Source organism: Pseudomonas saudiphocaensis, assembly GCF_000756775.1.
In the GTDB taxonomy this organism is placed as follows: Bacteria; Pseudomonadota; Gammaproteobacteria; order Pseudomonadales; family Pseudomonadaceae; genus Stutzerimonas; species Stutzerimonas saudiphocaensis.
In genome coordinates this window covers 1,254,721-1,279,167 of record NZ_CCSF01000001.1, presented here as the reverse complement: position 1 = coordinate 1,279,167, position 24,447 = coordinate 1,254,721, and the positions used below count along the sequence as shown (strand labels likewise).

The following is a 24,447-nucleotide window of genomic DNA, read 5'->3' as shown; positions in this document are numbered from 1 at the left end:
TCGGCCAGGTTCATTTGCCTGCAAGGTACGTTCAGCGATTCGGCTCAGGCCAGCGCCTCGGCATTGTCCACGCAGACGGCGAAGTTGTCGGCAAGAATGGTCATCTCCATGCGGTGCACCTGTTCTGCATCGATTGAGCCGTCGCCCATAGGCAGATCGCGAGTGGCACAGGCCTTGTCGACCAGTGTGCAGCGGTAGCCGTAATCCTTAGCGGCCCGGACAGTGGTGCTCACGCTGGAGTGGGTCATGAAACCGCACACCACCAGATCGAGGCGGCCATGCTGTTGCAGCAGGTCATGCAGCTGCGTGCCGGCAAAGGCGTTGGGCAGCGTTTTGCCTATTACTGTCTCGCCGGGCAGGGGGGTCGCTTCCGGCATGATCTGGCCACGCAGGCCCTGGGGGTCGAACAAGCCGCCCATGATGCCCAGATGGTGGACGTGCACGATAGGTGAGCCGGCTGCACGTGCAAGCGCCAGCAGGCGAGTAATCTCCTCAAGTGCCGGGGCCAGGTTCGGCAGCGCCATCGCACCGCTGCGATATTCTTCCTGGACGTCGATGACCAGGAGCGTCGCGTTGGCCAGAGTCGCCGGTGCATAACTGCGGCCACTGAGCTGAAGCAAGGTCTGTGGCTTGGACATGACTGACTCCTTGTTGTGTGAGGGGGCCTGATTGTGGCCTCAGATGACGGATATGTGAACCGTCGAAGCCCATGATTCGCTCGCCGAACAAGTAAAATCTGGCATTAAGCCATCATTGATCGTCGCAGAAGCTGAGAAACCTTGCCTACTATCGGCTAAACTTTCGCCTTTTTTACCGGAGATGCCGACGTGACCGCTTCGCCTTCCCGATTGCGTACGCTGCGCGATTATATTCGCTGGGCTGTCAGCCAGTTTCATGCCGGGCAGCTGTTTCACGGCCATGGTACCGACAACGCCTGGGACGAGGCGCGGCAGCTGGTGCTGGGTGCATTGCACCTGCCTTGGGAAATCGCCGATAGCTACCTCGATTGCCGCCTGGAGGACGATGAGCGCGAACATCTTCAGGAGCTGCTGCGTCGTCGTATTGTGGACCGCGTACCCACCGCTTACCTGCTTGGGCAAACCTGGTTCTGCGGTCTGCCATTCATCGTCGATGAGCGTGTACTGATTCCCCGTTCTCCCATCGGTGAGCTTATCGAGCGGCGCTTCGAGCCCTGGCTGGCGAAGAAGCCGGCGCGGATTCTGGATATGTGTACCGGCTCGGGTTGCATCGGTATTGCCTGCGCCTATGAGTTTCTGGACGCCGAGGTGGTGCTGGCGGATATCTCCTTCGATGCGCTCGAAGTGGCCAATTGCAATATCGAGCATCATGGTCTCGATGACCGTGTCTATACCGTACAAAGCGATGGTTTCGATGAGCTGCCCGGTCAGCGTTTCGATCTGATCGTCTCGAATCCGCCCTATGTGGATGCCGAGGACTTCGCCGATATGCCCGATGAATATCACCATGAGCCGGCGTTAGGGTTGGCTTGCGGTAATGACGGCCTGGATCTGGTGCGGCGGTTGCTGGCCGAGGCGGCGGATCACCTGACCGACAGTGGCAGCCTGATCGTCGAGGTTGGTAACAGCCAGGAGCATGTCAAGGCGCTTTATCCCGAAGTGGATTTCACCTGGCTGGAATTCGTCGAGGGCGGCCACGGGGTGTTTTTGCTGGCGGCCAGCCAGTGCCGTGAGTACCAGGCGTTGTTCCGTGAGCGCCTCAAGGCTGGCGGTGCCGAATCCGTCTAGCAGGCTTCAGCGGGTCGCGATCCAGATCAGTAGGCCCGCTTGGAACAGTGAAAAGGCGATCAGACAGGCGATGGTGAAACGCAGGGTGCCGTCTTCTCGACGAAGCCGGTTGAGCCGGTCCTGAATGTCGCGAATCTTGATTTCCTGCTCGAGCAAGTTGCGGTCGGCCTGTTCGAGCATGGCCGCCGCATCGCGCAGTTCGATGATCTGGACTTTCTCGGCATTCCAGTCTGGGCGTAGCGTACTGACGCGCGGCACGTTGTACAGTGCCTTGAGCTGCTGGGAGTCAGGGTAGATGACCTCGAACCCCTGGCTTTGCAAGCAGCGATCACGCCGTAGGCGCACGTCCTCGCTGGTTATATCGCCGGCCGGTAGTACTCCTTCCTTTACCAGGTAGTGCGGCCAGCGCTTCTGTGCCCAAAGAGCCGCTTGCGCCAGCAGAAAGCGGCCGAGGCCCCGATTGACCGGTTCCAGATGCAACCCCGTCTCCGGGCCGAATTGCAGTTCCTTGGCTTCGTGGTCTACCCAGATTTCCAGCATGTTGTACTTGGCCGTCAACACCTGCCCGGGAAGCCGAATGCTGAGTTTCAGCAAGCTCTGCTGATGCGAATGTCGTTCAACCTGGCCCAGTTCGACGAAGCGCAGTGGCCGGGCACCGCTCTCGCTGTCGGTCGTCAGCGGTGCCAGGCGCAGCAGCCGAAAGCGCTCCGGTGCCAGCTCTGCCCAGGGATGCGGGGAGGGCGAATCGGACACTTGTGCGTCGCTGTCGGTCGGTGCGGGTGTCTTGTCGGTCATGTGGTGTCCGTGGGCCTTGCGGTGATTCAGTTATATCGGCAGCTGCTCGTCGATCTGGAGGGTGGCCTTATGCTATGTGCTGATACAGGCAAGCGTCGCAGTAGTGGATGCGGCGAAACCGGCAGCGGCTCGGGTATACTTTGCGCCCTTTGTTCAGGTCGATTGCGGAGCACCCTGCATGTCCGGCAACACATACGGCAAGCTGTTCACCGTCACCACTGCTGGTGAGAGCCATGGACCGGCGCTGGTCGCCATCGTTGACGGCTGCCCTCCAGGGCTGCCGCTGTCACTGGAAGACCTGCAGCGTGACCTCGATCGGCGCAAGCCCGGTACCAGTCGCCACACTACCCAGCGCCAGGAAGCCGACGAGGTGGAAATCCTCTCTGGAGTTTTCGAAGGGCGTACCACGGGCTGCCCGATTGGCCTGCTGATTCGCAATACCGATCAGAAGTCAAAGGATTACTCTGCGATCAAGGATCAGTTCCGACCGGCCCACGCCGACTACAGCTATCACCACAAGTACGGTGTTCGCGATTACCGTGGCGGTGGCCGCAGCTCTGCGCGCGAGACCGCCATGCGTGTGGCTGCCGGTGCCATTGCCAAGAAATACCTGGCCACGCTGGGCATTCAGGTGCGTGGCTATATGAGCCAGTTGGGTCCCATCGAAATCCCCTTCAAAACCTGGGATTCGGTAGAACAGAACGCCTTCTTCAGTCCTGATCCCGACAAGGTTCCCGAGCTTGAGGCCTATATGGACCAGCTGCGCCGCGATCAGGATTCGGTCGGCGCGAAGATCACCGTGGTGGCCGAGGGTGTGCCGCCGGGGCTGGGCGAGCCGATATTCGACCGTCTGGACGCCGAGCTGGCCCATGCGTTGATGAGCATCAATGCAGTCAAAGGCGTGGAGATCGGCGCCGGTTTCGCCAGCGTCGCCCAGCGTGGCACCGAGCATCGTGATGAACTGACCGTGGATGGTTTTCTCTCCAATCACTCCGGCGGCATCCTGGGTGGCATTTCGTCCGGTCAGCCGATCGTTGCCCACCTGGCGCTCAAGCCCACCTCAAGCATCACTACGCCGGGTCGGTCCATCGACATCCATGGCAATCCGGTAGAGGTCATCACCAAAGGGCGCCATGACCCCTGTGTCGGGATCCGCGCCACTCCCATTGCCGAGGCGATGATGGCCATCGTGCTGCTGGATCATCTCCTGCGTCATCGCGGCCAGAATGCGGATGTGCAGGTAACGACGCCGGTACTGGGTCAGCTTTGATCTGCAAGCCTCGGGCTTCAAGCTGCATGTGGACGGCACTTTGTCTCTGCTCGTGGCTTGAAGCTTGCTGCTTATGAGTGTTTCTCTTCCCTACTGGCGCCTTTCCGGCTTCTATTTCTTTTACTTCGCGCTGCTTGGTGCGACGGCGCCGTTTTTCGGCTTGTATTTCGCCCACCTGGGCTTTTCCGCAGAGCGCATCGGCGAGCTGGTGGCGATTCCCATGCTGATGCGCTGCCTGGCTCCGAATCTGTGGGGCTGGTTGGGCGACGCGACCGGACAGCGTCTGGCCATCGTACGTATCGGCGCGCTTTGCACACTGCTGTCGTTCGGCCTGATCTTCTTCGATAAAAGTTACGCCTGGCTGGTATTGGTGATGGCTCTGCATGCGTTCTTCTGGCATGCGGTACTGCCGCAATTCGAGGTGATCACTCTGGCGCATCTGCGCGAAGAGGCCGCGCACTATAGCCAGATTCGTCTGTGGGGCAGCATTGGCTTTATCGTAACGGTGGTGGGGCTGGGCGCGCTGTTCGAACGAGTCAGTCTGGATGTTTATCCTGTAGCGATCATGATGGTTATGGCGGGTATCGTCCTCAGCAGCATCTGGGTGCCCAATGCCCAGCCTGAGCAGCGCCCTGAAACGGCCGGGCAGGGTGGTTTCCTGCGACAGCTGTGCCGCCCTGGGGTACTGGCCTTTTATGTCTGTGTCGGCCTGATGCAGGTGAGTCACGGTCCTTACTACACCTTTTTCAGCATCCATCTGGAAGCGCTCGGTTACGAGCGGGGCATCATCGGCCTGCTCTGGGCGCTGGGGGTCGTTGCCGAGGTGCTGCTGTTTCTGGTGATGGCGGCGCTGCTCAAGCGTTTCTCCTTGCGCCTGGTGCTGGTAACAAGCTTTCTGTTGGCGGCGCTGCGCTGGATATTGCTGGGAACGCTGGCCGATCATCTTCTGGTGCTGCTGCTTGCACAGCTGATGCATGCGGCCACCTTCGGCAGCTTCCATGCCGCTGCCGTGCATTTCGTACAGCGAAGCTTCGGCCATCGACAGCAAGGGCAGGGGCAGGCCCTGTATGCGACGCTGGCCGGTATCGGTGGCGCGTTGGGGGCGCTGTACTCAGGGTACGGCTGGACCAGCCTTGGGCCTACCTGGGTGTTTGCTATCGCCAGTCTAGCAGCACTGGCTGCTGCCGCTATCATGGTCATCCCTTTGCACAAGCGTCGGACATGACCGCAAGCGCCTGCTCTGCCGACGAATCATTGATCAGTGCCGGGAAGTCAACGCCCGGCCTCGGAGACTGTGACCATGAGCATTCTCAGCGTCTATCACCATGAGACCCCCGAACAACCCTTCAAGGTGCTCACGCATCACGATGACGTGGCCGCCACTCTGGCCGAGGTCGGGGTGCATCTGGAGCGCTGGCAGGCCGGCACGGCTATCGCTGCGAATGCCGACGACGGTGACTTGCTTGCTGCTCACCGGGCGCAGATCGACCGCCTGAAGAGTGAGCGCGGCTATGCCGAGGTGGAGGTGCTCAGGCTGACCGGGGATCAGTCAAAACAGGCTGCAAGCCGGGTTCAGGAACTTGAGGAGTATGTTCAGGCCGAGGACGAGGCGCGCTTCTTTGTCGCCGGCCGTGGGCTGTTCAATCTGCATATCGAAGACCGGATTTTTGCCCTGCTGTGCGAAAAAGGTGACCTGCTCGTGATACCGGCGGGTGTCCGTCACTGGTTCGACAAGGGGGAAAACCCTTATCTGATTGCCATCTGTCTATTCAAAACCACCGAGGGGCGCATCCCGCAATTCACCGGCGAAGATATCGCCAGCCGCTTTCCACGCCTGGATGATTGAGTCGAGGCGCTGTCCTTCTGGTGCTCATCCGGGCTGAAGCCGTCAACTCCGCCTGACGCCCATGAACCCTCAGGCTTGTCAGGCATCCAAACTGCGAACCCATCGCAATGAGGAGCTACCCATGACCGATGCCTTTGGCGGTATTTTCGGCCTGATCATCCTGCTGCTGGATATCTGGGCCATTGTCAGTGTGGTGCGAAGCGATGCCGCCACAGGGAAGAAGGTGCTCTGGGTTCTGTTGATCCTGATCCTGCCGGTGCTGGGCCTCATTCTCTGGGGCATCATGGGGCCGCGTGGTAATCGTCCCGATGACATGAACCTGAGGCGCTGATCGATGGATGACCTGGCGCCGCTGCTGGCCGTTCTGGTGCTGATCGCGGACCTGCTGGCGATCCTGCATGTCTGGTCCAGACGCATCGAGTTCGGCCGCAAGATCATCTGGAGCCTGGTAATCGCGTTGTTGCCGGTGGTTGGCTTGATCATGTGGGGCATCGCTGCCGGGCGCTTCGCCAAGGTCAGGCTGTAACGGCGGCGCGTTTCGGGTTTCAGCTGTATTGGACTAAAGTCGCATGCGATGCTTTCCTGAAGGCGAAGGCACGTGCAGCTATGCGCCTTGCCTCAAAGCTATCCAATACGGGGGACACCCATGACTGATTATCAGGAAGCCCTCTACGAGGGATACGGCCAGCGCTTCACCATAGATCGGATGCTGCATGAAGATCATGCCGGTTCACGGCGTCTGGCGATCTTCGAGAATGCCCGTATGGGCCGGGTGATGACGCTTGATGGTGTGGTACAGAACACCGAGGCGGATGAATTCATTCAGCATGAAATGCTCAGCCATATTCCGATCCTGGCTCATGGGCTGGCACGTCGTGTACTGATCATTGGCGGTGCCGATGGGGCAATTCTGCGCGAGGTTGCCCGCCACCGTGATGTCGAGCAGATCACCCTGGTCGAGGCCGATGCCGCCATGCTGGAGGCGTGCAAGACCTTCCTGCCGGAGCGCTCACGGGGCGCTTTCAATGACGCACGCCTGAATCTGCGGATCGATGACGCCCAGCACTTTCTCAACACCTGCGGCGAAATGTTCGATGTGATCATCTGTGCCCATATCGGCCGTGTTGCTGCGCACGAGGAGGAAGGAAGTTTGTTCCAGGCTTGCCGCCGCTGCCTGAACGATGGCGGCATTCTGGTTGCCCGTATCGGAACGCCCTTTATGCAGCTGGTGCAGGTGCAGACTGCCGCCAAACAGATGAACGGCCTGTTTGCCGATTGGCATTTCTATCAGGCCTCCGTGCCTACTTCTTGCGGCGGTGCGATGTCCTTCGCTTGGGGCGCCTGTGATCCGGCCAGTCGCCGGTTATCGCTGGAGACCCTTTCTCAGCGTTTCGCCGGCAGCGGAGTGGTGACGCGCTATTACAATCCGCATGTCCATTTGGCTGCCTTTGCGCTGCCTCAGTACGTTTTGCAAGCCATTGGCAAGGCCAGCAATAGCTGATTTCACGGCGCAGACAGGGACGTTTGCTCGATAAGCCAAGCGGCGTGCCCATTGCGGCCCAGATCCAGATGCCCTATGTTCGAGGCCATCAGTGCCGCCAACGGGCAGTGCTGATAGATATTCATGACACCCGATTCATCTCTTCCCCATCTGCAACGAGGCTCGACAATAGGCTTTTTTGATCTCGAAAGCCGTTCATCCAGAGAGGGTCACAAACAAGATCAGGCAGGTCCAAGTCATTGGAAAGGCGGAGCCAGTACATCAGCGCTTCGTGGTCGATTCGCCTCTGTATGGTCCAGTGCGACAGTTTGTAAGCACCCACTAATGAGAGGAGGTTGAAAGATGAGTACCACCTTCCATGAGGATGTCAGCAGCAACGTGCTCCTAAGAATGAAAGAGGGCGGTTTCGATTTCGCCCGTGTTCATCCGATCGATTTCTATGCAGTGTTTCCCGAGCGTGAGCAAGCTCGCGCAGCCGCCAGTAATTTCCGTGGCGAATGCGTCAATACGCAGATATTTCCCCGCGCCGACGGTGCCTGGAACCTTCAGGTGAGCAAGGTCATGTATGCCACCTTCGATGGCATCGGTGACTTTGAGCAGGATCTGGAGAATCTTGTCGAGCCTTTGGGCGGTGTGACTGACGGCTGGGGCGTGACCCAGGAAGTGTCCAACTGCAGTGCCTGACAGTCAGGGTCGCTGACGACCCAGACTCATTCAACCGAAACCCGATTCGCTTAGTAGTGCCTGGTCCCAAGGAGGGACCGGGCCAAAGCGGTTTTTCAGAAACTCCAGCAGCAAACGACTGCGTGAATCAGCTTCGCGGGTCAGCCGCAGGGCATAGATGCCACTGGGTTCGGGTTGCGGCAATCCGTTTTCGCAGAACAATGGCAGCAAGTCGCCGCGTAACAGATGGTCGCCGACCAGCCAGGTTGGCAAATGGGCGATGCCCAACCCTGCGAGCGTGCCGCTGAGCAAGGCTTCGGCATTATTCGCGACCATCCGCATGCGGCGGGGCCGCAGCAATTGCACTTTCCCATGGTGCTCGAAACGCCAGGCGTAGGGGGGCGCCAGCGCGTCCCAGTCCAGCCCGTCGTGCGCCGGCAATTCACCGACGTCCAGAGGCGCGCCACGTCGGGCCAGATACTCAGGACTTGCGCAGAGAATGCGCACCATTGGTGCCAGAGGCGTGGCTACCAGGCGAGTATCCGCCAGTGGACCGATGCGCAGCACCAGATCGACCTCACCCAAATGTTCGCCACGTAGATCGACAAAGCTGTCGATCAGGCGCAGTTGGATGTCCACGTCAGGGTAGATGGAAAGAAATTCCGCAAGGGCCGGAGCCAGGTGCCGGCGGCCAAAGGGGGCCGGTGCGTCTATGCGGATGCGGCCGCGGGGTGCGTTTTGCAGTGACGTGACCTCGGCACGGGCCAGCTGCAGTTCCTGCACGATACGTCTGGCCCGCTCGGCGAACACCAGGCCGGCAGTGGTGGGCTTGATGGCATGGGTGCTGCGGCTGAACACCTGACAGCCCAGCGTGCTTTCCAAGGCATCGATACGCCGGGCCACGGTGGAGGGTGTCAGGTCGTGCAGGCGTCCGGCTGCAGAGAAACTGCCTGTATCGAGGATGTCGAGAAACAGCCTGAACTGTTCTGAAAGTGGGTCGTCGGCCATTGATTAAGTCGGCTTTGCAAAAGTTGCACAGCTATTGTGCATGGCTATGCGTAGCGGAGAAAGTCTGTGGGCGATAGCATCACGCTTTTGTGCCGGAACAGAATTGATGGATTTGCTCGACGCTGCATTCAACATCGTACTGGGCCTGATACTGGGAACCCTGGGCGGGCTGTTCGGCATTGGCGGCGGGCTGATCGCGATTCCGGTACTGGGCGTACTGTTCGGCCTGGATCAGCAGCTGGCACAGGGCACGGCGCTGGTCATGGTGGTACCCAACGTGCTGCTGGCGATCCGGCGCTATCACCAGCGCAACCGCATCAATTTCCATCATGCAGCGGCGCTCGGGATTTCCAGTTTCTGCTTCGCAATTGCCGGTGCGGCAGTGGCGGTTTCCTTGGACGCAGGGCGCATGCGCATCGCTTTCGTCGGATTTCTGCTGGCTCTGGCGGCTTACACTTTGTTGCGTGTTCTTCTTCGGCCGCAGGTGGGCTCCACCGAGCTGCGCTATCCCTGGCCCTGGCTGGGCGCGCTGGGCGCCGGTGCGGGTGCTCTGGGCGGGTTATTCGGAGTGGGCGGCGCGGTGCTGGCCACGCCGGTTCTTACTTCGGTATTCGGCACCTCGCAAGTCATCGCGCAGGGCTTGTCATTGTCGCTGGCCGCACCCAGCACCGGCGTGACGCTGGTGACTTATGCACTTCACGACCAGGTTGACTGGGCACTGGGAGTGCCATTGGCCATCGGCGGGCTGCTCAGTATCAGCCTCGGCGTGAAGTTGGCGCACGCGCTGCCGGAGCGCTTGCTGCGCCTGATGTTCAGCGGCTTTCTGGTTCTGAGCGCGGCATTGTTGGCGTTTGAGGTTTAGCCTGGCGGCGTATTTCCTTGCGAGCGCTTCGCGCCAGGCGAATGCTCAGCAGCAGCGCCGCGCAGCTCAGGCCGGCGATCAGACCCTGCCACAGCCCGACTGGGCCGCTGGCGGCGCCGAACATATCGGTCAGCCCCAGCACATAACCCAGTGGCAGGCCGATGCCCCAGTACGCAAACAGGGTAAAGACCATCGTCATGCGGGTGTCCTGATAACCCCGCAAAGCGCCGGCTGCCGTGACTTGGACGACATCGGAGAACTGGAATATCGCTGCATAGAAGAACAGACCCGCTGCGACCTGGATAACCGCCGGGTCGGTGGTGTAGATGCGCGCGATCTGTTCGCTGAAAAGCAGCATGGCCATGGCTGAGAAACAGGCGAAGCACAGCCCGGTGACGATCCCCAGTCCCGCAACGAAACGCGCATCACGCGGCGCGTTGCGACCCAGTGCCTGGCCGATGCGGACGGTGATTGCCATGCCCAGCGACAGCGGGATCATGAAGACCAGTGAGGTGAAGTTGAGGGCGATCTGGTGCCCGGCGACCACGGTCGCACCGAGCGCGCCAATCAGTAGGGCGATCACCGAAAAGATGCTGGCCTCGGCAAATACCGCGATGCCGATCGGAACGCCGACTGCCAACAGGTGGCTAAGCTCCGGCCAGGACGGTCTGTCGAAGCGCTCGAAGAGTCGACTTGGCTGGTAACACTCGGCGCGACGAACCCAGAACAGCATGGCCAATGCCATAAACAGCATCACCACGGCGGTCGCCCAGCCGCAGCCGACACCGCCCATCGCCGGCACGCCCAGCTTGCCGAAGATAAAGATGTAGTTAAGCGGAATATTCAGCGTCAGACCGAGCAGGCCAATCACCATGCTGGGCCGGCTATGACCGAGGCCATCGCTATAGCTGCGCAGTACGAGATACACCGCCATGGCCGGGAAGCCGCAGGCTACCGCGCGCAGATAGCCCATGCTGGGTTCGATCAGGTTGGTTTCAACCTTCAGCAGATGCAGCAGCGGCTCGGCATTCCACATGAGGATGGCGGACAGAGTGCCAATACCCAGACCCATCCATAACGCTTGGCGCACCACTGGTCCGATCCGTTCGTGCTCGCCGGCGCCGAAGCGTTTGGCGACGCTTGGTGTGGTTGCGAGAATCACGCCGCTGGTCAGCAGCAACATCGGTACCCACACCGAGTTGCCCAGGGCAACGGCTGCCAGATCTCGAGGGCCGACGCGTCCGGCCATCATGGTGTCGACAAATCCCATGGCGGTATTGGCCAGTTGCCCGATCATCATCGGCAAGGCAATGGCAAAGAGGGCGCGCAGCTCTCCGCGCACCCGTCTAAGTCTTGGCTCAGCAGGCATTTCCAGGGCAGTCCGGGTTGTATACAAGAAGCGGCATAGTCTACGCCCAGGGAAGCACCCCCGGAAGGCTGGCGCGGTCTAGAATAGGCGGGTCACTGATGGAGCACTGTATGCGCATTCTTGCCGACGAAAACATTCCACTGGTCGAAGCGTTTTTTGCCGAACACGCGGAGATCCGACGTATGCCCGGGCGGAAGATCAACAGGGCAGCACTTGAGGGAGTAGATGTGTTGCTGGTGCGCTCGGTCACGCGGGTTGATCGTGAGCTTTTGCAGGACAGCAAGGTACGTTTCGTTGGCACCTGCACCATCGGTACCGACCATCTGGATCTGGATTATTTCTCGGAAGCAGGTATCGCCTGGGCCAGCGCGCCTGGCTGCAATGCGCGTGGCGTGGTTGATTATGTGCTGGGCTGTTTGTTGGCCCTGGCTGACGGCGAGGGCGTCGAGCTGGCTGGCCGACGTTATGGCGTGGTTGGCGCCGGCGAAGTTGGCGGGCGGCTGGTGGATGTTCTGCGTGGCCTGGGTTGGGAGGTGCGGGTCTGTGATCCGCTGCGTCAGGCGCGCGAGGTTGGCGACTTCGTGAGCCTAGACGAAATCGTGGAAACCTGCGATGTGATCAGCCTGCACACGCCGCTGACACTGGATGGCGAACATGCCACCTTCCATCTCTTCGACCAGACCCGCCTGGAGCAACTGCGCCCAGGCAGTTGGCTGATCAACGCCAGTCGCGGTGCTGTGGTGGACAACGCCGCGCTGCGTGAACAGCTGGCGCGACGTCCCGATATCCAGGCTGTGCTGGACGTGTGGGAAGGCGAGCCGCAGGTCGATGTCGCGCTGGCCGAACTGTGCTGGGTTGCAACACCGCATATCGCCGGTTACAGCCTGGACGGCAAGCTGCGTGGTACTGCGCAGATCTATCAGGCGTTCTGTGCAGGTCAGGGGCTGGAGCCGACGGTGGAGCTGGCCGACCTGATGCCGGTTGCGCCCTTGCGCAGTCTTTCGTTCGCGGACACCGCTACCCCGGAGGACGTGCTCACCACCCTCTGCCGAGCGGTATACGACCCCCGGCGTGACGATGCAGCCTTCCGTCGGAGCTTGGGCGGAGACGAAGAGCAGCGCCGTTCCGGTTTCGATCAGCTGCGTAAACACTATCCGCCGCGCCGGGAAGTCGACGGGCTGGAAGTGGATGTGGCCGGGCAGGCATCGCTGGAGCAGGTCGCGCGCGCGCTGGGTTGCCAGCTCAAGAGCTGATGCGCCGGATGTGACAGGCCGGATGCAATTTGCGGCCTGCTCCGCTAGCATTACCCGTCCTCTGCTTTCCCCGCGATGGTGTTATGAGTTATCAGGTTCTGGCCCGTAAATGGCGTCCCCGCTCGTTCGGCGAAATGGTCGGGCAGACGCATGTGCTCAAGGCCCTGATCAATGCGCTGGATAGCCAGCGCCTGCATCACGCCTATTTATTTACCGGCACGCGTGGGGTGGGCAAGACCACCATTGCGCGGATTATCGCCAAGTGTCTGAACTGCGAAACCGGCGTCAGCTCCACACCCTGCGGGCAATGTTCGGTGTGCCGCGAGATCGACGAAGGGCGCTTCGTCGACCTGATCGAAGTTGATGCCGCGAGCCGGACCAAGGTCGAAGACACGCGCGAGCTGCTGGATAACGTGCAGTACGCACCCAGCCGGGGTCGCTTCAAGGTCTACCTGATCGACGAAGTGCACATGCTCTCGTCGCATTCCTTCAACGCGCTGCTTAAGACCCTTGAAGAGCCGCCGCCGCACGTCAAATTCCTGCTGGCCACCACTGATCCGCAGAAACTGCCTGTCACCATTCTCTCGCGCTGCCTGCAGTTCTCGCTGAAGAACATGCCGCCGGAGCGGGTGGTCGAGCACCTGACCCATGTGCTGAGTGTGGAAAACGTCCCCTTCGAGGAGGATGCCCTCTGGCTGCTGGGTCGCGCTGCCGACGGCTCGATGCGCGATGCCATGAGCCTGACCGACCAGGCGATCGCCTTCGGCGAAGGCAAGGTGCTGGCCGAAGATGTGCGCAGCATGCTCGGCACGCTGGACCATGGTCAGGTGTATGGCGTGCTGCAGGCGCTATTGGAAGGCGATGCCCGAGCACTGCTGGAGGCGGTTCGTCATCTTGCCGAGCAAGGCCCTGACTGGGGTGGCGTGCTCGCTGAAATACTCAATGTGCTGCACCGGGTAGCCATTGCCCAGGCATTGCCCGAGGCGGTGGACAATGGCCAGGGTGACCGCGACCGGGTGCTGGCCCTGGCCCAGGCGTTGCCCGCCGAGGACGTGCAGTTCTATTACCAGGTGGGTCTGATCGGCCGTCGCGATCTGCCCCTGGCGCCGGACCCGCGTAGCGGTTTCGAGATGGTTCTGCTGCGTATGCTGGCGTTTCGCCCGGCCGGTAGTGAAAACACGCCGCGAACACCCTTAAAGATTGAGGGGATCAGCCCGGCCACGACTGATCCCCAGGCGGCGCCGGTGGCCGCCACGAAGGTTGCGGCTGCGCCTGTAGCACCCGCCGCTGTTGCCGAGCCAGCCAGTATCGCCGCCGAGCCTGAGGTTTCGCCGCAGCCTGTTGTCGAGGCGATCAGTGAGCCTGCTCCTATTGAGCCTGCAGCACCTGCACAGGCGCCCGTCGTCGAGAAGCCTGCGGACCAGCCCGCGTCTGCAGCGGTGCCAGTTGATCTGCCTTGGGAAGAGCGACCGGACCCACCTGTCAGTGAGCCGCTCGCCGAGTCCGCGCCGACTGAAGTCGCTAGCGAGCCGGTCGCCGTAGTGGCTCCGGTCGAGGACGTGGATGACGACGAGCCGCCGTTGAGCGATGAAGATTACTTCGAGGTGGAAACCCAGGCAGAAGCCTATCTGCATACGCTCGATGCGCTGGAGCCCGCTCCGGCAGAAGTCGAGCCGGCACTTGCCATGGCGCCGGCCACGGGGCTGGCAGCCGAGTGGCAGAGCATTTACTTAAAGCTTGGCCTGTCCGGACTGACCGGAAGCATCGCATCCAACTGCACGCTGGTTTCGGTTGAAGATGACTGCTGGGTAATGCACCTGGACCCGGCGCAGAGTGCGCTGTTTAACGCCACCCAGCAGCGACGGCTGAACGAGGCGCTCGATCAGTATCACGGTCGTCCCCTGAAGCTGGTGATCGAGCTGCAGAAACCCGAGCAGGAAACCCCGGCTCAGGCGGCTGCTCGGTATCGTGCGCAACGTCAGCAGGCAGCCGAACAATCGATCCAGTCCGATCCGCTGGTTCAGCAATTGATGCAGCAATTCGCGGCAGTGATCCGAGAAGGCACCATCGAACCCCTGGAACAACCCTGACCGACCCGAGGACACAGACATGATGAAAGGTGGCATGGCCGGCCTGATGAAGCAGGCGCAGCAGATGCAGGAAAAAATGCAGAAGATGCAGGAAGAGTTGGCGAACGCCGAAGTAACCGGTCAGTCCGGTGCCGGGCTGGTCAGCGTGGTTATGAATGGTCGTCATGACGTCAAGCGTGTCAGCCTGGATGACAGCCTGATGCAGGAAGACAAGGACATTCTCGAAGACCTGATCGCTGCCGCGGTGAACGATGCGGTACGCAAGATCGAGGCGAACAGCCAGGAAAAGATGGCCGGCATGACCGCCGGAATGCAGTTGCCGCCAGGCTTCAAGATGCCGTTCTAAAACGGCTTTACCAAATCGCTGTTGCAAACATTGAGGTGTGAGGAGGCTTCTGCGGGCCTCTGCCATATTCGTAGCGATGGCGCGCCTCCCACGGTGCGGTGCTTGCCATGACTTTGTGGGGGCGCCACCCCCGTAGTCGTCCTTACAGATGAAGCCTCGCACCTCAGGTGGCCAACAGAAGCCCGCAAGCTGCAGATAAATCGCTCCACATAGCACCTGCGGGTGCGATGAAAAAGCTCATCCTGATCGCTTGCGGCTTGGTTCTTCCCGTTTTTTTGTCGAGATCTCCATGAGTTTCAGCCCCCTGATCCGTCAACTCATCGATGCGTTGCGTGTTCTCCCCGGTGTCGGGCAGAAGACCGCACAACGCATGGCCCTGCAGATGCTCGAGCGTGATCGCAGTGGTGGTCTGCGCCTGGCCCAGGCACTGACCCAGGCGATGGAAAATGTCGCCTACTGTCGGCAGTGCCGCACCCTCAGCGAGGAAGAGTTGTGCGCACAATGCGCCGACCCGCGGCGCGACGATAGCCTGCTGTGCATCGTGCAGAGCCCAGTCGATGTCTTCGCGGTCGAGCAGACCGGTTTTCGCGGACGCTATTTTGTGCTCAAGGGCCACCTGTCACCCCTCGATGGCCTGGGGCCGGAGGCTATCGGCATTCCCGAGTTGCTGGCGCGCGTTGCGGCGGGCAGTTTCAGTGAAGTGATCCTGGCCACCAACCCGACCGTGGAAGGCGAGGCGACTGCCCATTACATTGCCCAGCTGTTGATTCCCAAAGGTCTGACATTAAGCCGCATCGCCCATGGCGTGCCCCTGGGGGGCGAGCTGGATCTGGTGGACGGCGGCACCCTTGCCCATGCCTTGGCCGGACGCAAGACCATCAGTCTATAGCGATCTGTCAGTCTCCTTATAACCCTTGGATGGATGCATATGGCCATCTAGAGGGTGCGAGGTGCCCAGTAATTCGTGTAAAGTTCTAAGCCAAGAACGGTAAATAACCAAAAGGAATAAACCCCTTTCTTTTGGTTATATATCTCACATGCACTGCGTGAGGTTGAAGATGAAGGCAAGGTACTGGCTAATTCCCGCCCTGTTGCTGGTGAGCGCGTTTGCGCAGGCCCAGGAAAAATTCAAGGTTGGCTACATTCGCGTTATGGACGATGCCCAGGCGATGGTTGCCTACGAGGCCAAACTCTATGAAAAGCATGGGCTGGACGTTGAGCTGATCGAATTCAGCTCCGGTACCGACCTGATCAAGGCTATCGTCGGCGGGCAGCTGGACACCGGTGTGCTGGGCTTTACCAACGCCGTGGCATGGGCTTCCAAAGGCGCTGACCTTAAGGTAGTAGGCGGTGCGCAACAGGGTTATCACTCGATTCTGGTCCGCAACGAAACCGGTATTGAAGACGTTGCCGGCCTCAAGGGCCACAGCCTGGCTTCCCAGCGCGAGGGCAGTACCGCCGATTCGGTGCTGCGCGGCGTAACGCTGAAGGCGGCGGGACTCACTCCCAATGACCTGAACATCATGGGCGTCAGCCCGGCGGTTGCCGTGCAGTCGCTGGTATCCGGACGTGTCGATGCAGCCTTCCTCTTCGAGCCTTATGACCGCATCGCCCAACTGGTAGCGCCGGTCAAGCAGATCTATGAGATCGGTGAAGTATGGCCGTTCCCCTGCATGGTGGTAATCACTTCCGGCGAGACTCTGGCCAAGCGCAAGGATGCTGTCTGGAAGTCCCTTGACGCCCAGCGTGACGCCATCGAGCTGCTGGAAAATCAGCCGGCCGAAGCGGCCAAGCTGATCGCCGACTACTTCATCGCCGAGCCGACGCTCAAGACGCTGGAGCGTGGCGAACTGCCCCGTGAAGTGGTGATCGAAGAAGCCATCGCAACCCAAGACTTCACCGCCAAGCTGGACGAGGGCGATCTGGCGCGCATCCAGGAGCTGGCCGATATCCTGCAGGAACTGGGTTCGCTAAAAACCCGTGACGGCAAGCCGTTCGATACCAGCGCGATCCTGGATCTGAGCTGGCAGGAAGCACGCGAGCTTTAAGCTAAAACTGGTCGCGTCGGCGGATAGCCTGCTGGGCAGCCACCGGCTTTACCTCGCTGCGTTTCTCGCCTGAGGCGCCTTTTCTCGGGGCGCCGCCAAGCTTTCAGCGATCTGCCAAAAAACAAAGTTGTTCATTGCCCGGCTTGGTGCCGGGCAGTTTTCATTCCGCCGGCTGATGCCGGCGAAGTATTTTCAGGTTTTTCATGCAGCTCAGATTTGAAGAAGTAGACAAACAGTTCGGGCAACTTGAGGTCATCAAGGGCTTCAATGCCGAGTTTTCCCAAGGCGAATTGGTGGCATTGGTCGGGCCCTCGGGCTGCGGAAAATCGACCTTGCTGCATCTGGTGGCTGGATTGGAAAACCCTACCGCCGGCCGTGTGCTTGCAGATGGCGAGAAGATTCCAGGGCCGAGTCCAAGGCGCACGCTGGTGTTCCAGGAGCACGCGCTTTATCCCTGGTTGAGCCTGCAGGCCAACGTCGCCATGGCGCTGGAGCTTCAAGGCGTGGCCAAGGCCAGCGCGTTCGAACAGGCTAAGACCTGGCTGGCTCGGGTCAGTCTGGATGGTTTCGAGCATTACTATCCGCACCAGGTGTCCGGTGGCATGCGCCAGCGTACGGCCCTTGCCCGTGCGTTCATCGCCAGCCCCGAAGTCCTTCTGCTCGACGAGCCTTTCGGCGCCTTGGACGCCTTGACTCGCATGGCGCTGCAGGATGTGCTTTTGGATCTGATCAAGGAACATCAGCCCACTGTGCTGCTGGTAACCCATGACGTGGATGAGGCGCTGTATCTGGCCGATCATGTATTGGTATTCAGCGCGCGTCCGGCTCGGGTACTAAAAACCTTCAACTTCACCCATTGTGAGAAAAGCCACGACCTCACCGCGTTCGCTGCAGAGCGCACCGAGATCCTGCGCTTGCTGGGAATCAAGACGGAGGTCGGCCAGCCATGAGTCAGCCACGTCGTTTGACCGGTCCGAAAAAATACCTCGCCGTGTTCCTGGCGGTCCTGTTTATCCTGCTGATCTGGCAAGTCGCGGCCTGGAGCCTGCCGTCGTTTCTGATGCCGGGTATTCCCACCGTGGTCGAGCGGTTGTTCGCCACAGTTCAGGAGCCGGCTTTCCTTGATGGCCTGTCCGGTAGCATGAGTCGTCTGGGTACTGCCTACAGTTTCGCCTTGCTGTTCGGCATCGGTTTCGGCCTGGTCGGCGGGGTGCTGTTCTTCTTCCGCGAGATCCTGCGTTCGGCCATCGTCATTCTGCAATCGATTCCCTCGATTGCCTGGGTGCCGCTGTTTCTGATCGTTATGGGTTTCGGCAACCTGCCGATCATCGTGGTAGTGGCGCTGTCCGCATTCTTCCCCATGGCGCTGTCGGTGATGAATGCCACCGAAAGTGTGCAGCCTGTGCATGTCTCGGCGGCGCGGGTCATGGGTGCGTCACGCTGGCAGCTGCTGCGACGGGTATACCTGCCGGCCGTCATGCCAGAGCTGATTACTGGCGCCCAGCTGGCGTTTGGCAACGCCTGGCGTGCTTTGATCTCTGCGGAAATGCTGATCGGCTTCGGTCAGGGTCTCGGTCGCTCGCTGGCTTACTCCGGTGAGATCGCCGACATGACCGGCGTGATGATGAATATCCTGGTGATTGCCATCCTTGCCACCCTGATCGATCAGGTGATTCTGGAAAAATTCAAGCAACGGATGCTGCGTTACCAATACGTCTGAGGTCGCTGCCGTGCGTGCATTGTCGCTTCTGGTCTTGTTGCCGGCCCTGTTGGGGCCGGGCCTGGTAGCCGCTCAATCGCTCCAGGCGGCGCTGCCCGACTACCGCTTGCTGTCGAGCACTGAAACGGCAAGTTTCGAGCGTGCATTGCTGGAGGCCTTGGCCGAGGCGCTGGAGCAGCCGGTTGCCGTTACGCAGCAGCCTGGCAGCGCCGACCTGCGCCTGGGGCCGGCAGAAGTAGGTGCGCTCTACTACCAGGCCATACCGGCAGCACTGACGGCGAACGAGGGTGGTGTCTCTGAATGGCGGCATCTGCGTAATCAGCCGGTCTGTCTTGCAGCTGCCAGTCCTTATGCACCGCTGATGCAGCGCTTCGGCGCGCAACCGCGCGAGTATCCCAGTACCGCCCATGCCCTGATCGGCCTCAAACTGGGCGAGTGCCGCGCGGTTGTTGATGACCAGCGCCTGCTGACCGAAATGGCGGAGTTGCCCGAGTGGCGCCGGTACAACAGCTTGCTTGAAGCCTTGCCGGAAGGTGAGCAAAGGCTGCGCATCAGCACGTCGGATGCCGCGTTACAGGCAAAGCTCGACGAGCTACTGGCGCAGTGGCATGAAACGGGGAAGCTGGAGGAGTTGATCGCTTACTGGATCAACGAGGTGGCCTTTGAGGCCTATGTGCTGGCCGACACTCTGGATTGCCACTGAAACAGGCCTTGAGTTGTTGGCGAGCCTTGCGCATCGCCAACAACTGGCGACACTCAGAACTGGCGGCTGTAGAACAGTGAGTAGGACTCGATGCCGTCATTAGGCTGCTTGATGCCGGCATTGGAGTAATGCATGGCGCGGATGCCGACTTTCTGTTCGTGCGGCAGCTTCAGACCGGCGCCGATGCGGTTCTCGAAGTTGAACGAGGAGCCAAGCTGCTGCTCACCGACATCGGTTTTGGAGAAGAAGGCCACACCGACACCCCCTTCAACGAAGGGCGTGTATTTGAAGCCGTTGAACTCGTAGACGAAGACCGGAGCGAAGGACAATGAGTGCGCACCGGCATAGTCGTCACCTTCCCAATAGGTATAGGCGGCATCCCAATAGCCGCTCAGGTGGCCGTTGTCGCTGTTGAGCCAGGTCTTGTCCCAGTCGAACGCCAAACCGGCGCGGTAGTTCATGTCGCCCTGGCCCGTCACGCCCAGCGCACCGGAGAACTCGGCGGCTGTAGCAGAGGCGGTGCCGGCCAGAAGGGCAATTGCCAATGGCAGTGCAAAGCGATTTTTCATGATTCTCTCCTTTTTCTAGAACAATCTGAACGGCTGTTGCAGGGCCGGCTGAAAAGCCGGCCCGCCGTTTTATTGCGACGTTTCGTTACCCAGCGCGACGTTCTCCGACCAGCCACCGCCTAGCGCCTTGAACAGCTGCACCTCGCTCTGGAGTTGCAGCAGCCGATCACTTAGCAGCTGCTGCTGGGCAGAGAACAGCTCGCGTTGCGCATCGAGAACGGCCAGGTAGTTGTCCACGCCTTCCTGGTAGCGTTGCTGCGCCAGTTCCAGGTATTCCTGGGTGGTCTTGGTCAGGTCGGCCTGAGCCTGCAGCTGCTCTTCGAAGGTGCCGCGTGCGGCCAGGCCATCGGCGACTTCGCGGAATGCGGTTTGAATGGACTGTTCGTACTGCGCGATGTTGATGTCCTTTTGCACCTCGGCGTAGTCGAGGTTGGCCTTGAGTCGGCCGGCAGTGAAGATGGGGATGTTGATCTGCGGCATAAAGCTCCAAGTCCCCGAACCACCTTCGAACAGCCCATCGAGCTCACTGCTCAGAGTGCCAGCCGCAGCCGTCAGGCGAATGCTCGGGAAGAACGCTGCACGTGCCGCACCGATGTTGGCATTGGCCGCCTGCAGCCGGTATTCGGCGGCGCGGATGTCCGGCCGGCGCAGCAGCAGATCTGCCGGCATGCCTACCGGCAGCTCGGCAAACACACTGTTGAAGCCAAAGCCTTCGGACAGATCGGCAGGCAGTTCGGTACCGAGCAACAGGCGCAGCAGGTTGGCATCCTGGGCGACCAGGCGCGAATAGCGGGCGAACTGCACACGCGCCTGTTCCACCAGGCTGCGTGCCTGGCGCACGTCCAGTGCCGATGCGGTGCCCACATCGTGGGCGGCCTGCACCAGGCTCAGGCTCTTGCCGTAGCTGTAGAGCGTGCCGCGGGTCAGCTCCAGCAAGCCCTGATCGGTGCGCCAGGTCAGGTAGGCCATGGCGACGTCACTGACCAACCCGATCTGCACGCTGCGTTGTGCTTCCTCGGTGGCCAGATAGCGCGCCAGTGCACCTTCCTCCAGGCTGCGCAGGCGGCCGAAGAGGTCCAGCTCGTAGGCGCTGACGCCAAGGGTTACGCCGTACTGGCTGGCGATTCCGGCTTCACCGGTGTTTGACAGATCCGCCGGCAGACGCTGGCGCTGGCCGCTGCCCTCCACGCCGATGCTGGGGAATAGATCAGAACGGCTGATTCGGTACTGCGCTCGGTAGGCCTCGACGTTAAGCGCCGCCTGGCGCAGGTCGCGGTTATTTTCCAGTGAAAGGCTGATCAGACGCTGCAGAGTCGGGTCGACGAAGAACTGTCGCCAACCCAGTTCCGTGGCGTTGGTACTCGCCGACACGCCTTGATCATAGGCAGCGCCTTCCGGCCACTGTGCCTGTATCGGCATGTCCGGGCGCTGGTAGTCGGGAATCAGGCTACAGCCGGACAGCGCCAGCGTTACCGCGACGGTCAGATGCTTGAGTCTCATACGGATTCTCCTTGACCATCGGCCTGGGCCTTCTTGCGTCCTTCAAACAGCTTGACCACGACCACGTAGAACAGCGGCACGAAGAACACGGCGAGCATGGTGGCGGTGATCATCCCGCCGACTACGCCGGTTGCGACCGAGTGCTGGCTGCCAGCACCGGCGCCACTGGCCAGCGCCATCGGCATGACGCCGAAGGTGAACGCCAGGGACGTCATGACGATTGGCCGCAGCCGGAGCCTGGCCGCATGTACGGCGGCGTCGATCAGGGGCATGCCTTCCTTCTCGTACAGATCCTTGGCGAACTCGACGATAAGGATGGCGTTCTTCGCCGACAGGCCAACCGTGGTCATCAGGCCGATCTGGAAGTAAACGTCGGCGGTGAGGTCGCGGAACAGCGTGGCGAGCACCGCACCGAGGATGCCCAGCGGTACTACCAGCATCACCGAGGCCGGCACCGACCAGCTCTCATAGAGAGCGGCCAGACAGAGGAACACGATCAGCACGGTCAGCGCATAGAGCATGGGCGCCTGGTCACCGGTCTGGATTTCCTCATAGGACAGGCCGGTATAGCTCAGACCGATGCCCGGTGGCAGTTCCTGCATGATCGCTGCGATGGCGACCATGGCGTCGCCGGTGCTGTAGCCGGGCGCCGGCTCGCCGAGGATTTCCACCGCGGAGATGCCGCCGTAGCGCTCCAGCTTGGGCGAGCCGAAGGTCCACTCGCCGGTGGCGAAGGCCGAGAACGGCACCATCTCGCCCAGGGCGTTACGCACGTACCACTGGTCAAAGTCTTCGGGCGAGATGCGCGAATCGTCCTGACCCTGAATATAGACGCGCTTGACCCGACCGCGATCGATGAAGTCGTTGACGTACATCGAGCCCCAGGCGGCGCTCATGGTTTCGTTGATCGAGGCGATGCTGACCTGCAGCGCGCGAGCCTTCTCATCGTCAATGATGACCTGATATTGCGGCTCGTCATCCTTGCCGTTGGGGCGTACCGCACGCAGTTTCGGGTGCTCGTTGGCCAGTTGCAGGAACTCGTCCCGCGCCTCCATCAGTGCTTCATGACCCAGCCCCGCATTGTCCTGCAGGAAGAGGTTGAAGCCCATGGCGTTACCCATTTCCAGAATTGCCGGGGGCACGAACGCCATCACCGAGGCATCTTTGATCGTTGCGAAGTGGGCGTTGGCGCGTTCGGCAATGCTAAACACGTCCTGGCCGTCCTCGGAGCGATGCTCCCAGCCCTTGAGCATGACCAGGCCAAGGCCGGAGTTCTGTCCGCGACCGGCAAAGTTGAAGCCGTTGACCGTCAGCACGTGCTCGATCAGCTCGCCTTCCTGGCTCCTCAGGTAGTCCTGCACTTGGGTAAGAACTGCTTCGGTGCGTTCGGAGGAGGAGTTCACCGGCATGCGTACTTCCACCATCATCAGCCCCTGGTCCTCGTTTGGCAGGAATGCCTTGGGAATCTGGGTGAACAGATAGCCGGTACCCGCGGTGATCAGCACAAACGCCAGCAGATAGCGCCCACGGCGCTTGATCATTCCGGCGACGCCGCGCTCGAAGCGAGCGGTACCGCGGTCAAAGATGCGGTTGAACCAACCGAAGAAACCTTTTTTCTCCTGGTGGGCGCCGCCCTTGGGCTTCTTCAGGATGGTGGCGCATAGCGCCGGGGTGAAGATCATCGCTACCAGAACCGAGAGGCTCATGCAGAGCACGATGGTTACCGCGAACTGCTTGTAGATGATGCCGGCCGAGCCGCCGAAGAAAGCCATGGGCACGAATACGGCTGACAGCACCAGGCCAATGCCGACCAGCGCGCCCTGGATCTGCCCCATGGATTTGCGCGTGGCTTCCAGTGGCGTCAGCCCTTCCTCGTGCATCAGGCGCTCGACGTTTTCCACCACCACGATGGCGTCGTCCACCAGCAGGCCGATGGCCAGAACCATCGCATACATGGTCAGCACGTTGATGCTGAGTCCGAAGTAGGGCAGCAGTGCAAAGGCGCCAAGAAGTACGACCGGCACCGCCAGAGTTGGAATCAAGGTAGCGCGGAAGTTCTGCAGGAACAGGTACATCACCAGAAACACCAGCACCACAGCCTCGATGATGGTGTGAATGACCGAGCTGATGGAGGCTTCCACCACCGGCGTGGTGTCATAGGGGTAGAGCACCTCGACGCCTTCAGGCAGGTAGGCTTTCTGCTTTTCCATCTCGGCCTTCACTGCCTTCACGGTTTCCAGCAGGTTGCCGCCGGATGCCAGGCGCAGCGCCAGGCCTGCTGATGGCTGACCGTTGCGCTTACTGAAGATGGAGAAGTTGTCTGCGCCCAGCTCAACCTTGGCAATGTCCTTGACGCGTACCTGTGAGCCATCGGCATTGACCTTGACCAGAATCTCTTCGAATTCAGCCGGCGTGGTCATACGGGTCTTGCCCAATACGGTGGCGTTGAGCTGCACGCCGGCGCGGGTTGGCAAGCCGCCGAGCTGGCCGGAGGAGACCTGCACGTTCTGTTCGCGGATGGCGTTGGCGACGTCGCCGGGCATCAGCTGGTAGCTGTTGAGCTTGGCCGGATCGAGCCAGATGCGCATGGCATAGGGTGAGCCGAACAGCAGGTAGTCACCCACGCCATCGACGCGCGAGATGGGGTCCTGCAGCTGGGAGGCGATCAGGTTGCCGAGGTCAAAGTTGGTCATCTTGCCGGTGGTGTCCGCCAGGCCGATGATCAGGAAGAAGTTCTTCTGATACTTCACTACTCGCAGCCCTTGGCGCTGCACTTCCTCGGGCAGCCGGGGGGTAGCCAGTTGCAGTTTGTTCTGCACCTGGACCTGGGCGATGTCGGGGTCGGTGCCCTGCTCGAAGGTCACGATGATGGTCATGCTGCCGTCGGAGCGGCTTTCAGCCGACATGTAGCGGAAGCCGTCGAGCCCGCTGAGCTGCTGTTCGATGACCTGCACCACCGTGTCCTGCACGGTCTGTGCGGAGGCGCCGGGGTAGGACACGGCAATGGCAACAGCCGGGGCGGCGATGTTGGGGTACTGGCTGATGGGCATTTTTACCAGCGATAACGCGCCGGCGAGCATGGCGACGATCGCCAGCACCCAGGCGAATATCGGCCGGTCGATAAAGAAACGAGACATT

Annotated in this window: 24 protein-coding genes; 17 read left to right on the top strand and 7 right to left on the bottom strand. The window is 60.8% G+C overall.

All coding sequences use genetic code 11. The features are described 5' to 3' along the window. Window positions 1–44 precede the first annotated feature (44 nt). Window positions 45–638, bottom strand: coding sequence for a cysteine hydrolase family protein (locus BN1079_RS05990; protein WP_037023015.1), 594 nt, complete (start codon window positions 636–638; stop codon window positions 45–47). Window positions 639–827: 189 nt separating this feature from the next. Here BN1079_RS05990 and prmB point away from each other — a divergent pair, with 189 nt between their 5' ends. Then, window positions 828–1,766 carry a 50S ribosomal protein L3 N(5)-glutamine methyltransferase gene (gene prmB, locus BN1079_RS05985; protein WP_037023013.1) on the top strand — a complete coding sequence of 313 codons (939 nt, stop codon included), beginning with the start codon at window positions 828–830 and terminating at the stop codon, window positions 1,764–1,766. Window positions 1,767–1,772: 6 nt separating this feature from the next. Here the strand turns inward: prmB and BN1079_RS05980 are convergent, their stop codons facing one another. Beyond that, window positions 1,773–2,561: a hypothetical protein gene (locus BN1079_RS05980; RefSeq protein WP_037023012.1), complete on the bottom strand. Its 789-nt coding sequence runs from the start codon at window positions 2,559–2,561 to the stop codon at window positions 1,773–1,775. Between the two features lie 178 nt (window positions 2,562–2,739). Between BN1079_RS05980 and aroC the strand changes: the two genes are divergently transcribed. The 7 genes from aroC to BN1079_RS05945 all read left to right on the top strand — a co-directional run bounded on the left by aroC (window position 2,740) and on the right by BN1079_RS05945 (window position 7,862). Further along, entirely contained in the window at window positions 2,740–3,831 is a 1,092-nt protein-coding gene (gene aroC / locus BN1079_RS05975; protein ID WP_037023011.1) for a chorismate synthase, read from the top strand. Window positions 3,832–3,904: 73 nt separating this feature from the next. Next, entirely contained in the window at window positions 3,905–5,056 is a 1,152-nt protein-coding gene (locus tag BN1079_RS05970; protein ID WP_037023010.1) for an MFS transporter, read from the top strand. 75 nt (window positions 5,057–5,131) lie between these two features. Further along, the gene (locus BN1079_RS05965) at window positions 5,132–5,677 is read left to right on the top strand and encodes a 1,2-dihydroxy-3-keto-5-methylthiopentene dioxygenase (protein WP_037023009.1); all 546 of its coding nucleotides are present in this window, start codon (window positions 5,132–5,134) and stop codon (window positions 5,675–5,677) included. Between the two features lie 121 nt (window positions 5,678–5,798). Further along, complete coding sequence (locus tag BN1079_RS05960; protein ID WP_037023008.1) at window positions 5,799–6,008, top strand: PLDc N-terminal domain-containing protein; 210 nt, start codon at window positions 5,799–5,801, stop codon at window positions 6,006–6,008. Window positions 6,009–6,011: 3 nt separating this feature from the next. Continuing rightward, entirely contained in the window at window positions 6,012–6,203 is a 192-nt protein-coding gene (locus BN1079_RS05955) for a PLDc N-terminal domain-containing protein (RefSeq protein ID WP_037023007.1), read from the top strand. Between the two features lie 120 nt (window positions 6,204–6,323). Continuing rightward, complete coding sequence (gene speE / locus BN1079_RS05950; protein WP_037023006.1) at window positions 6,324–7,178, top strand: polyamine aminopropyltransferase; 855 nt, start codon at window positions 6,324–6,326, stop codon at window positions 7,176–7,178. Between the two features lie 342 nt (window positions 7,179–7,520). Next, entirely contained in the window at window positions 7,521–7,862 is a 342-nt protein-coding gene (locus BN1079_RS05945) for a ribonuclease E inhibitor RraB (RefSeq protein ID WP_037023005.1), read from the top strand. A 30-nt stretch (window positions 7,863–7,892) separates the two neighbouring features. Here BN1079_RS05945 and BN1079_RS05940 read toward each other — a convergent pair whose 3' ends face one another. Then, a complete protein-coding gene (locus BN1079_RS05940; RefSeq protein WP_037023004.1) occupies window positions 7,893–8,849 on the bottom strand; it encodes a LysR family transcriptional regulator in 957 nt (318 codons plus the stop codon). Between the two features lie 106 nt (window positions 8,850–8,955). Here BN1079_RS05940 and BN1079_RS05935 point away from each other — a divergent pair, with 106 nt between their 5' ends. Continuing rightward, window positions 8,956–9,711, top strand: a complete 756-nt coding sequence (locus BN1079_RS05935) for a sulfite exporter TauE/SafE family protein (RefSeq protein WP_037023003.1) — start codon at window positions 8,956–8,958, stop codon at window positions 9,709–9,711. Here the strand turns inward: BN1079_RS05935 and BN1079_RS05930 are convergent. After that, window positions 9,662–11,080: an MATE family efflux transporter gene (locus BN1079_RS05930; protein ID WP_052114435.1), complete on the bottom strand. Its 1,419-nt coding sequence runs from the start codon at window positions 11,078–11,080 to the stop codon at window positions 9,662–9,664. The two genes, BN1079_RS05935 and BN1079_RS05930, sit on opposite strands and share 50 nt — an antisense overlap. 110 nt (window positions 11,081–11,190) lie before the next feature. On the opposite strand from BN1079_RS05930, the gene pdxB reads away from it, so the two are divergent. The 8 genes from pdxB (at window position 11,191) to BN1079_RS05890 (ending at window position 19,240) form a co-directional block, all read left to right on the top strand. Continuing rightward, window positions 11,191–12,333: a 4-phosphoerythronate dehydrogenase PdxB gene (gene pdxB, locus BN1079_RS05925; protein WP_037023002.1), complete on the top strand. Its 1,143-nt coding sequence runs from the start codon at window positions 11,191–11,193 to the stop codon at window positions 12,331–12,333. A gap of 83 nt (window positions 12,334–12,416) precedes the next feature. Beyond that, complete coding sequence (gene dnaX / locus BN1079_RS05920; protein ID WP_037023001.1) at window positions 12,417–14,423, top strand: DNA polymerase III subunit gamma/tau; 2,007 nt, start codon at window positions 12,417–12,419, stop codon at window positions 14,421–14,423. Window positions 14,424–14,442: 19 nt separating this feature from the next. Continuing rightward, window positions 14,443–14,769 (top strand): YbaB/EbfC family nucleoid-associated protein, encoded by a 327-nt coding sequence (locus tag BN1079_RS05915; RefSeq protein WP_014853116.1) that lies wholly within the window; start codon window positions 14,443–14,445, stop codon window positions 14,767–14,769. A 289-nt stretch (window positions 14,770–15,058) separates the two neighbouring features. Then, window positions 15,059–15,658, top strand: coding sequence for a recombination mediator RecR (recR, locus tag BN1079_RS05910; RefSeq protein WP_037022999.1), 600 nt, complete (start codon window positions 15,059–15,061; stop codon window positions 15,656–15,658). A 169-nt stretch (window positions 15,659–15,827) separates the two neighbouring features. Beyond that, window positions 15,828–16,817: an ABC transporter substrate-binding protein gene (locus BN1079_RS05905; protein ID WP_037022998.1), complete on the top strand. Its 990-nt coding sequence runs from the start codon at window positions 15,828–15,830 to the stop codon at window positions 16,815–16,817. Window positions 16,818–17,020: 203 nt separating this feature from the next. Continuing rightward, window positions 17,021–17,767: an ABC transporter ATP-binding protein gene (locus tag BN1079_RS05900; protein ID WP_037022997.1), complete on the top strand. Its 747-nt coding sequence runs from the start codon at window positions 17,021–17,023 to the stop codon at window positions 17,765–17,767. Continuing rightward, window positions 17,764–18,537, top strand: coding sequence for an ABC transporter permease (locus BN1079_RS05895; RefSeq protein WP_037022996.1), 774 nt, complete (start codon window positions 17,764–17,766; stop codon window positions 18,535–18,537). Before BN1079_RS05900 ends, BN1079_RS05895 begins: the two co-directional genes overlap by 4 nt. A 10-nt stretch (window positions 18,538–18,547) precedes the next feature. Beyond that, entirely contained in the window at window positions 18,548–19,240 is a 693-nt protein-coding gene (locus BN1079_RS05890; protein WP_037022995.1) for a type 2 periplasmic-binding domain-containing protein, read from the top strand. Window positions 19,241–19,293: 53 nt separating this feature from the next. Here BN1079_RS05890 and BN1079_RS05885 read toward each other — a convergent pair whose 3' ends face one another. The 3 genes from BN1079_RS05885 to BN1079_RS05875 all read right to left on the bottom strand — a co-directional run bounded on the left by BN1079_RS05885 (window position 19,294) and on the right by BN1079_RS05875 (window position 24,446). Further along, window positions 19,294–19,809, bottom strand: coding sequence for an acyloxyacyl hydrolase (locus tag BN1079_RS05885; protein ID WP_037022993.1), 516 nt, complete (start codon window positions 19,807–19,809; stop codon window positions 19,294–19,296). Window positions 19,810–19,878: 69 nt separating this feature from the next. Beyond that, window positions 19,879–21,309, bottom strand: a complete 1,431-nt coding sequence (gene adeC, locus BN1079_RS05880) for an AdeC/AdeK/OprM family multidrug efflux complex outer membrane factor (RefSeq protein WP_037022992.1) — start codon at window positions 21,307–21,309, stop codon at window positions 19,879–19,881. Continuing rightward, the gene (locus tag BN1079_RS05875; RefSeq protein WP_037022991.1) at window positions 21,306–24,446 is read right to left on the bottom strand and encodes an efflux RND transporter permease subunit; all 3,141 of its coding nucleotides are present in this window, start codon (window positions 24,444–24,446) and stop codon (window positions 21,306–21,308) included. The genes adeC and BN1079_RS05875 overlap by 4 nt, the downstream gene beginning before the upstream one ends. Window position 24,447 lies beyond the last annotated feature (1 nt).

Coding starts and splice junctions, on each gene's coding strand:
- BN1079_RS05990 (WP_037023015.1), bottom strand. CDS start 638: ATGTCCAAGCCACAGACCTTGCTTCAGCTCAGTGGCCGCAGTTATGCA.
- BN1079_RS05980 (WP_037023012.1), bottom strand. CDS start 2,561: ATGACCGACAAGACACCCGCACCGACCGACAGCGACGCACAAGTGTCC.
- aroC (WP_037023011.1), top strand. CDS start 2,740: ATGTCCGGCAACACATACGGCAAGCTGTTCACCGTCACCACTGCTGGT.
- BN1079_RS05970 (WP_037023010.1), top strand. CDS start 3,905: ATGAGTGTTTCTCTTCCCTACTGGCGCCTTTCCGGCTTCTATTTCTTT.
- BN1079_RS05965 (WP_037023009.1), top strand. CDS start 5,132: ATGAGCATTCTCAGCGTCTATCACCATGAGACCCCCGAACAACCCTTC.
- BN1079_RS05960 (WP_037023008.1), top strand. CDS start 5,799: ATGACCGATGCCTTTGGCGGTATTTTCGGCCTGATCATCCTGCTGCTG.
- BN1079_RS05955 (WP_037023007.1), top strand. CDS start 6,012: ATGGATGACCTGGCGCCGCTGCTGGCCGTTCTGGTGCTGATCGCGGAC.
- speE (WP_037023006.1), top strand. CDS start 6,324: ATGACTGATTATCAGGAAGCCCTCTACGAGGGATACGGCCAGCGCTTC.
- BN1079_RS05945 (WP_037023005.1), top strand. CDS start 7,521: ATGAGTACCACCTTCCATGAGGATGTCAGCAGCAACGTGCTCCTAAGA.
- BN1079_RS05940 (WP_037023004.1), bottom strand. CDS start 8,849: ATGGCCGACGACCCACTTTCAGAACAGTTCAGGCTGTTTCTCGACATC.
- BN1079_RS05935 (WP_037023003.1), top strand. CDS start 8,956: ATGGATTTGCTCGACGCTGCATTCAACATCGTACTGGGCCTGATACTG.
- BN1079_RS05930 (WP_052114435.1), bottom strand. CDS start 11,080: ATGCCTGCTGAGCCAAGACTTAGACGGGTGCGCGGAGAGCTGCGCGCC.
- pdxB (WP_037023002.1), top strand. CDS start 11,191: ATGCGCATTCTTGCCGACGAAAACATTCCACTGGTCGAAGCGTTTTTT.
- dnaX (WP_037023001.1), top strand. CDS start 12,417: ATGAGTTATCAGGTTCTGGCCCGTAAATGGCGTCCCCGCTCGTTCGGC.
- BN1079_RS05915 (WP_014853116.1), top strand. CDS start 14,443: ATGATGAAAGGTGGCATGGCCGGCCTGATGAAGCAGGCGCAGCAGATG.
- recR (WP_037022999.1), top strand. CDS start 15,059: ATGAGTTTCAGCCCCCTGATCCGTCAACTCATCGATGCGTTGCGTGTT.
- BN1079_RS05905 (WP_037022998.1), top strand. CDS start 15,828: ATGAAGGCAAGGTACTGGCTAATTCCCGCCCTGTTGCTGGTGAGCGCG.
- BN1079_RS05900 (WP_037022997.1), top strand. CDS start 17,021: ATGCAGCTCAGATTTGAAGAAGTAGACAAACAGTTCGGGCAACTTGAG.
- BN1079_RS05895 (WP_037022996.1), top strand. CDS start 17,764: ATGAGTCAGCCACGTCGTTTGACCGGTCCGAAAAAATACCTCGCCGTG.
- BN1079_RS05885 (WP_037022993.1), bottom strand. CDS start 19,809: ATGAAAAATCGCTTTGCACTGCCATTGGCAATTGCCCTTCTGGCCGGC.
- adeC (WP_037022992.1), bottom strand. CDS start 21,309: ATGAGACTCAAGCATCTGACCGTCGCGGTAACGCTGGCGCTGTCCGGC.
- BN1079_RS05875 (WP_037022991.1), bottom strand. CDS start 24,446: ATGTCTCGTTTCTTTATCGACCGGCCGATATTCGCCTGGGTGCTGGCG.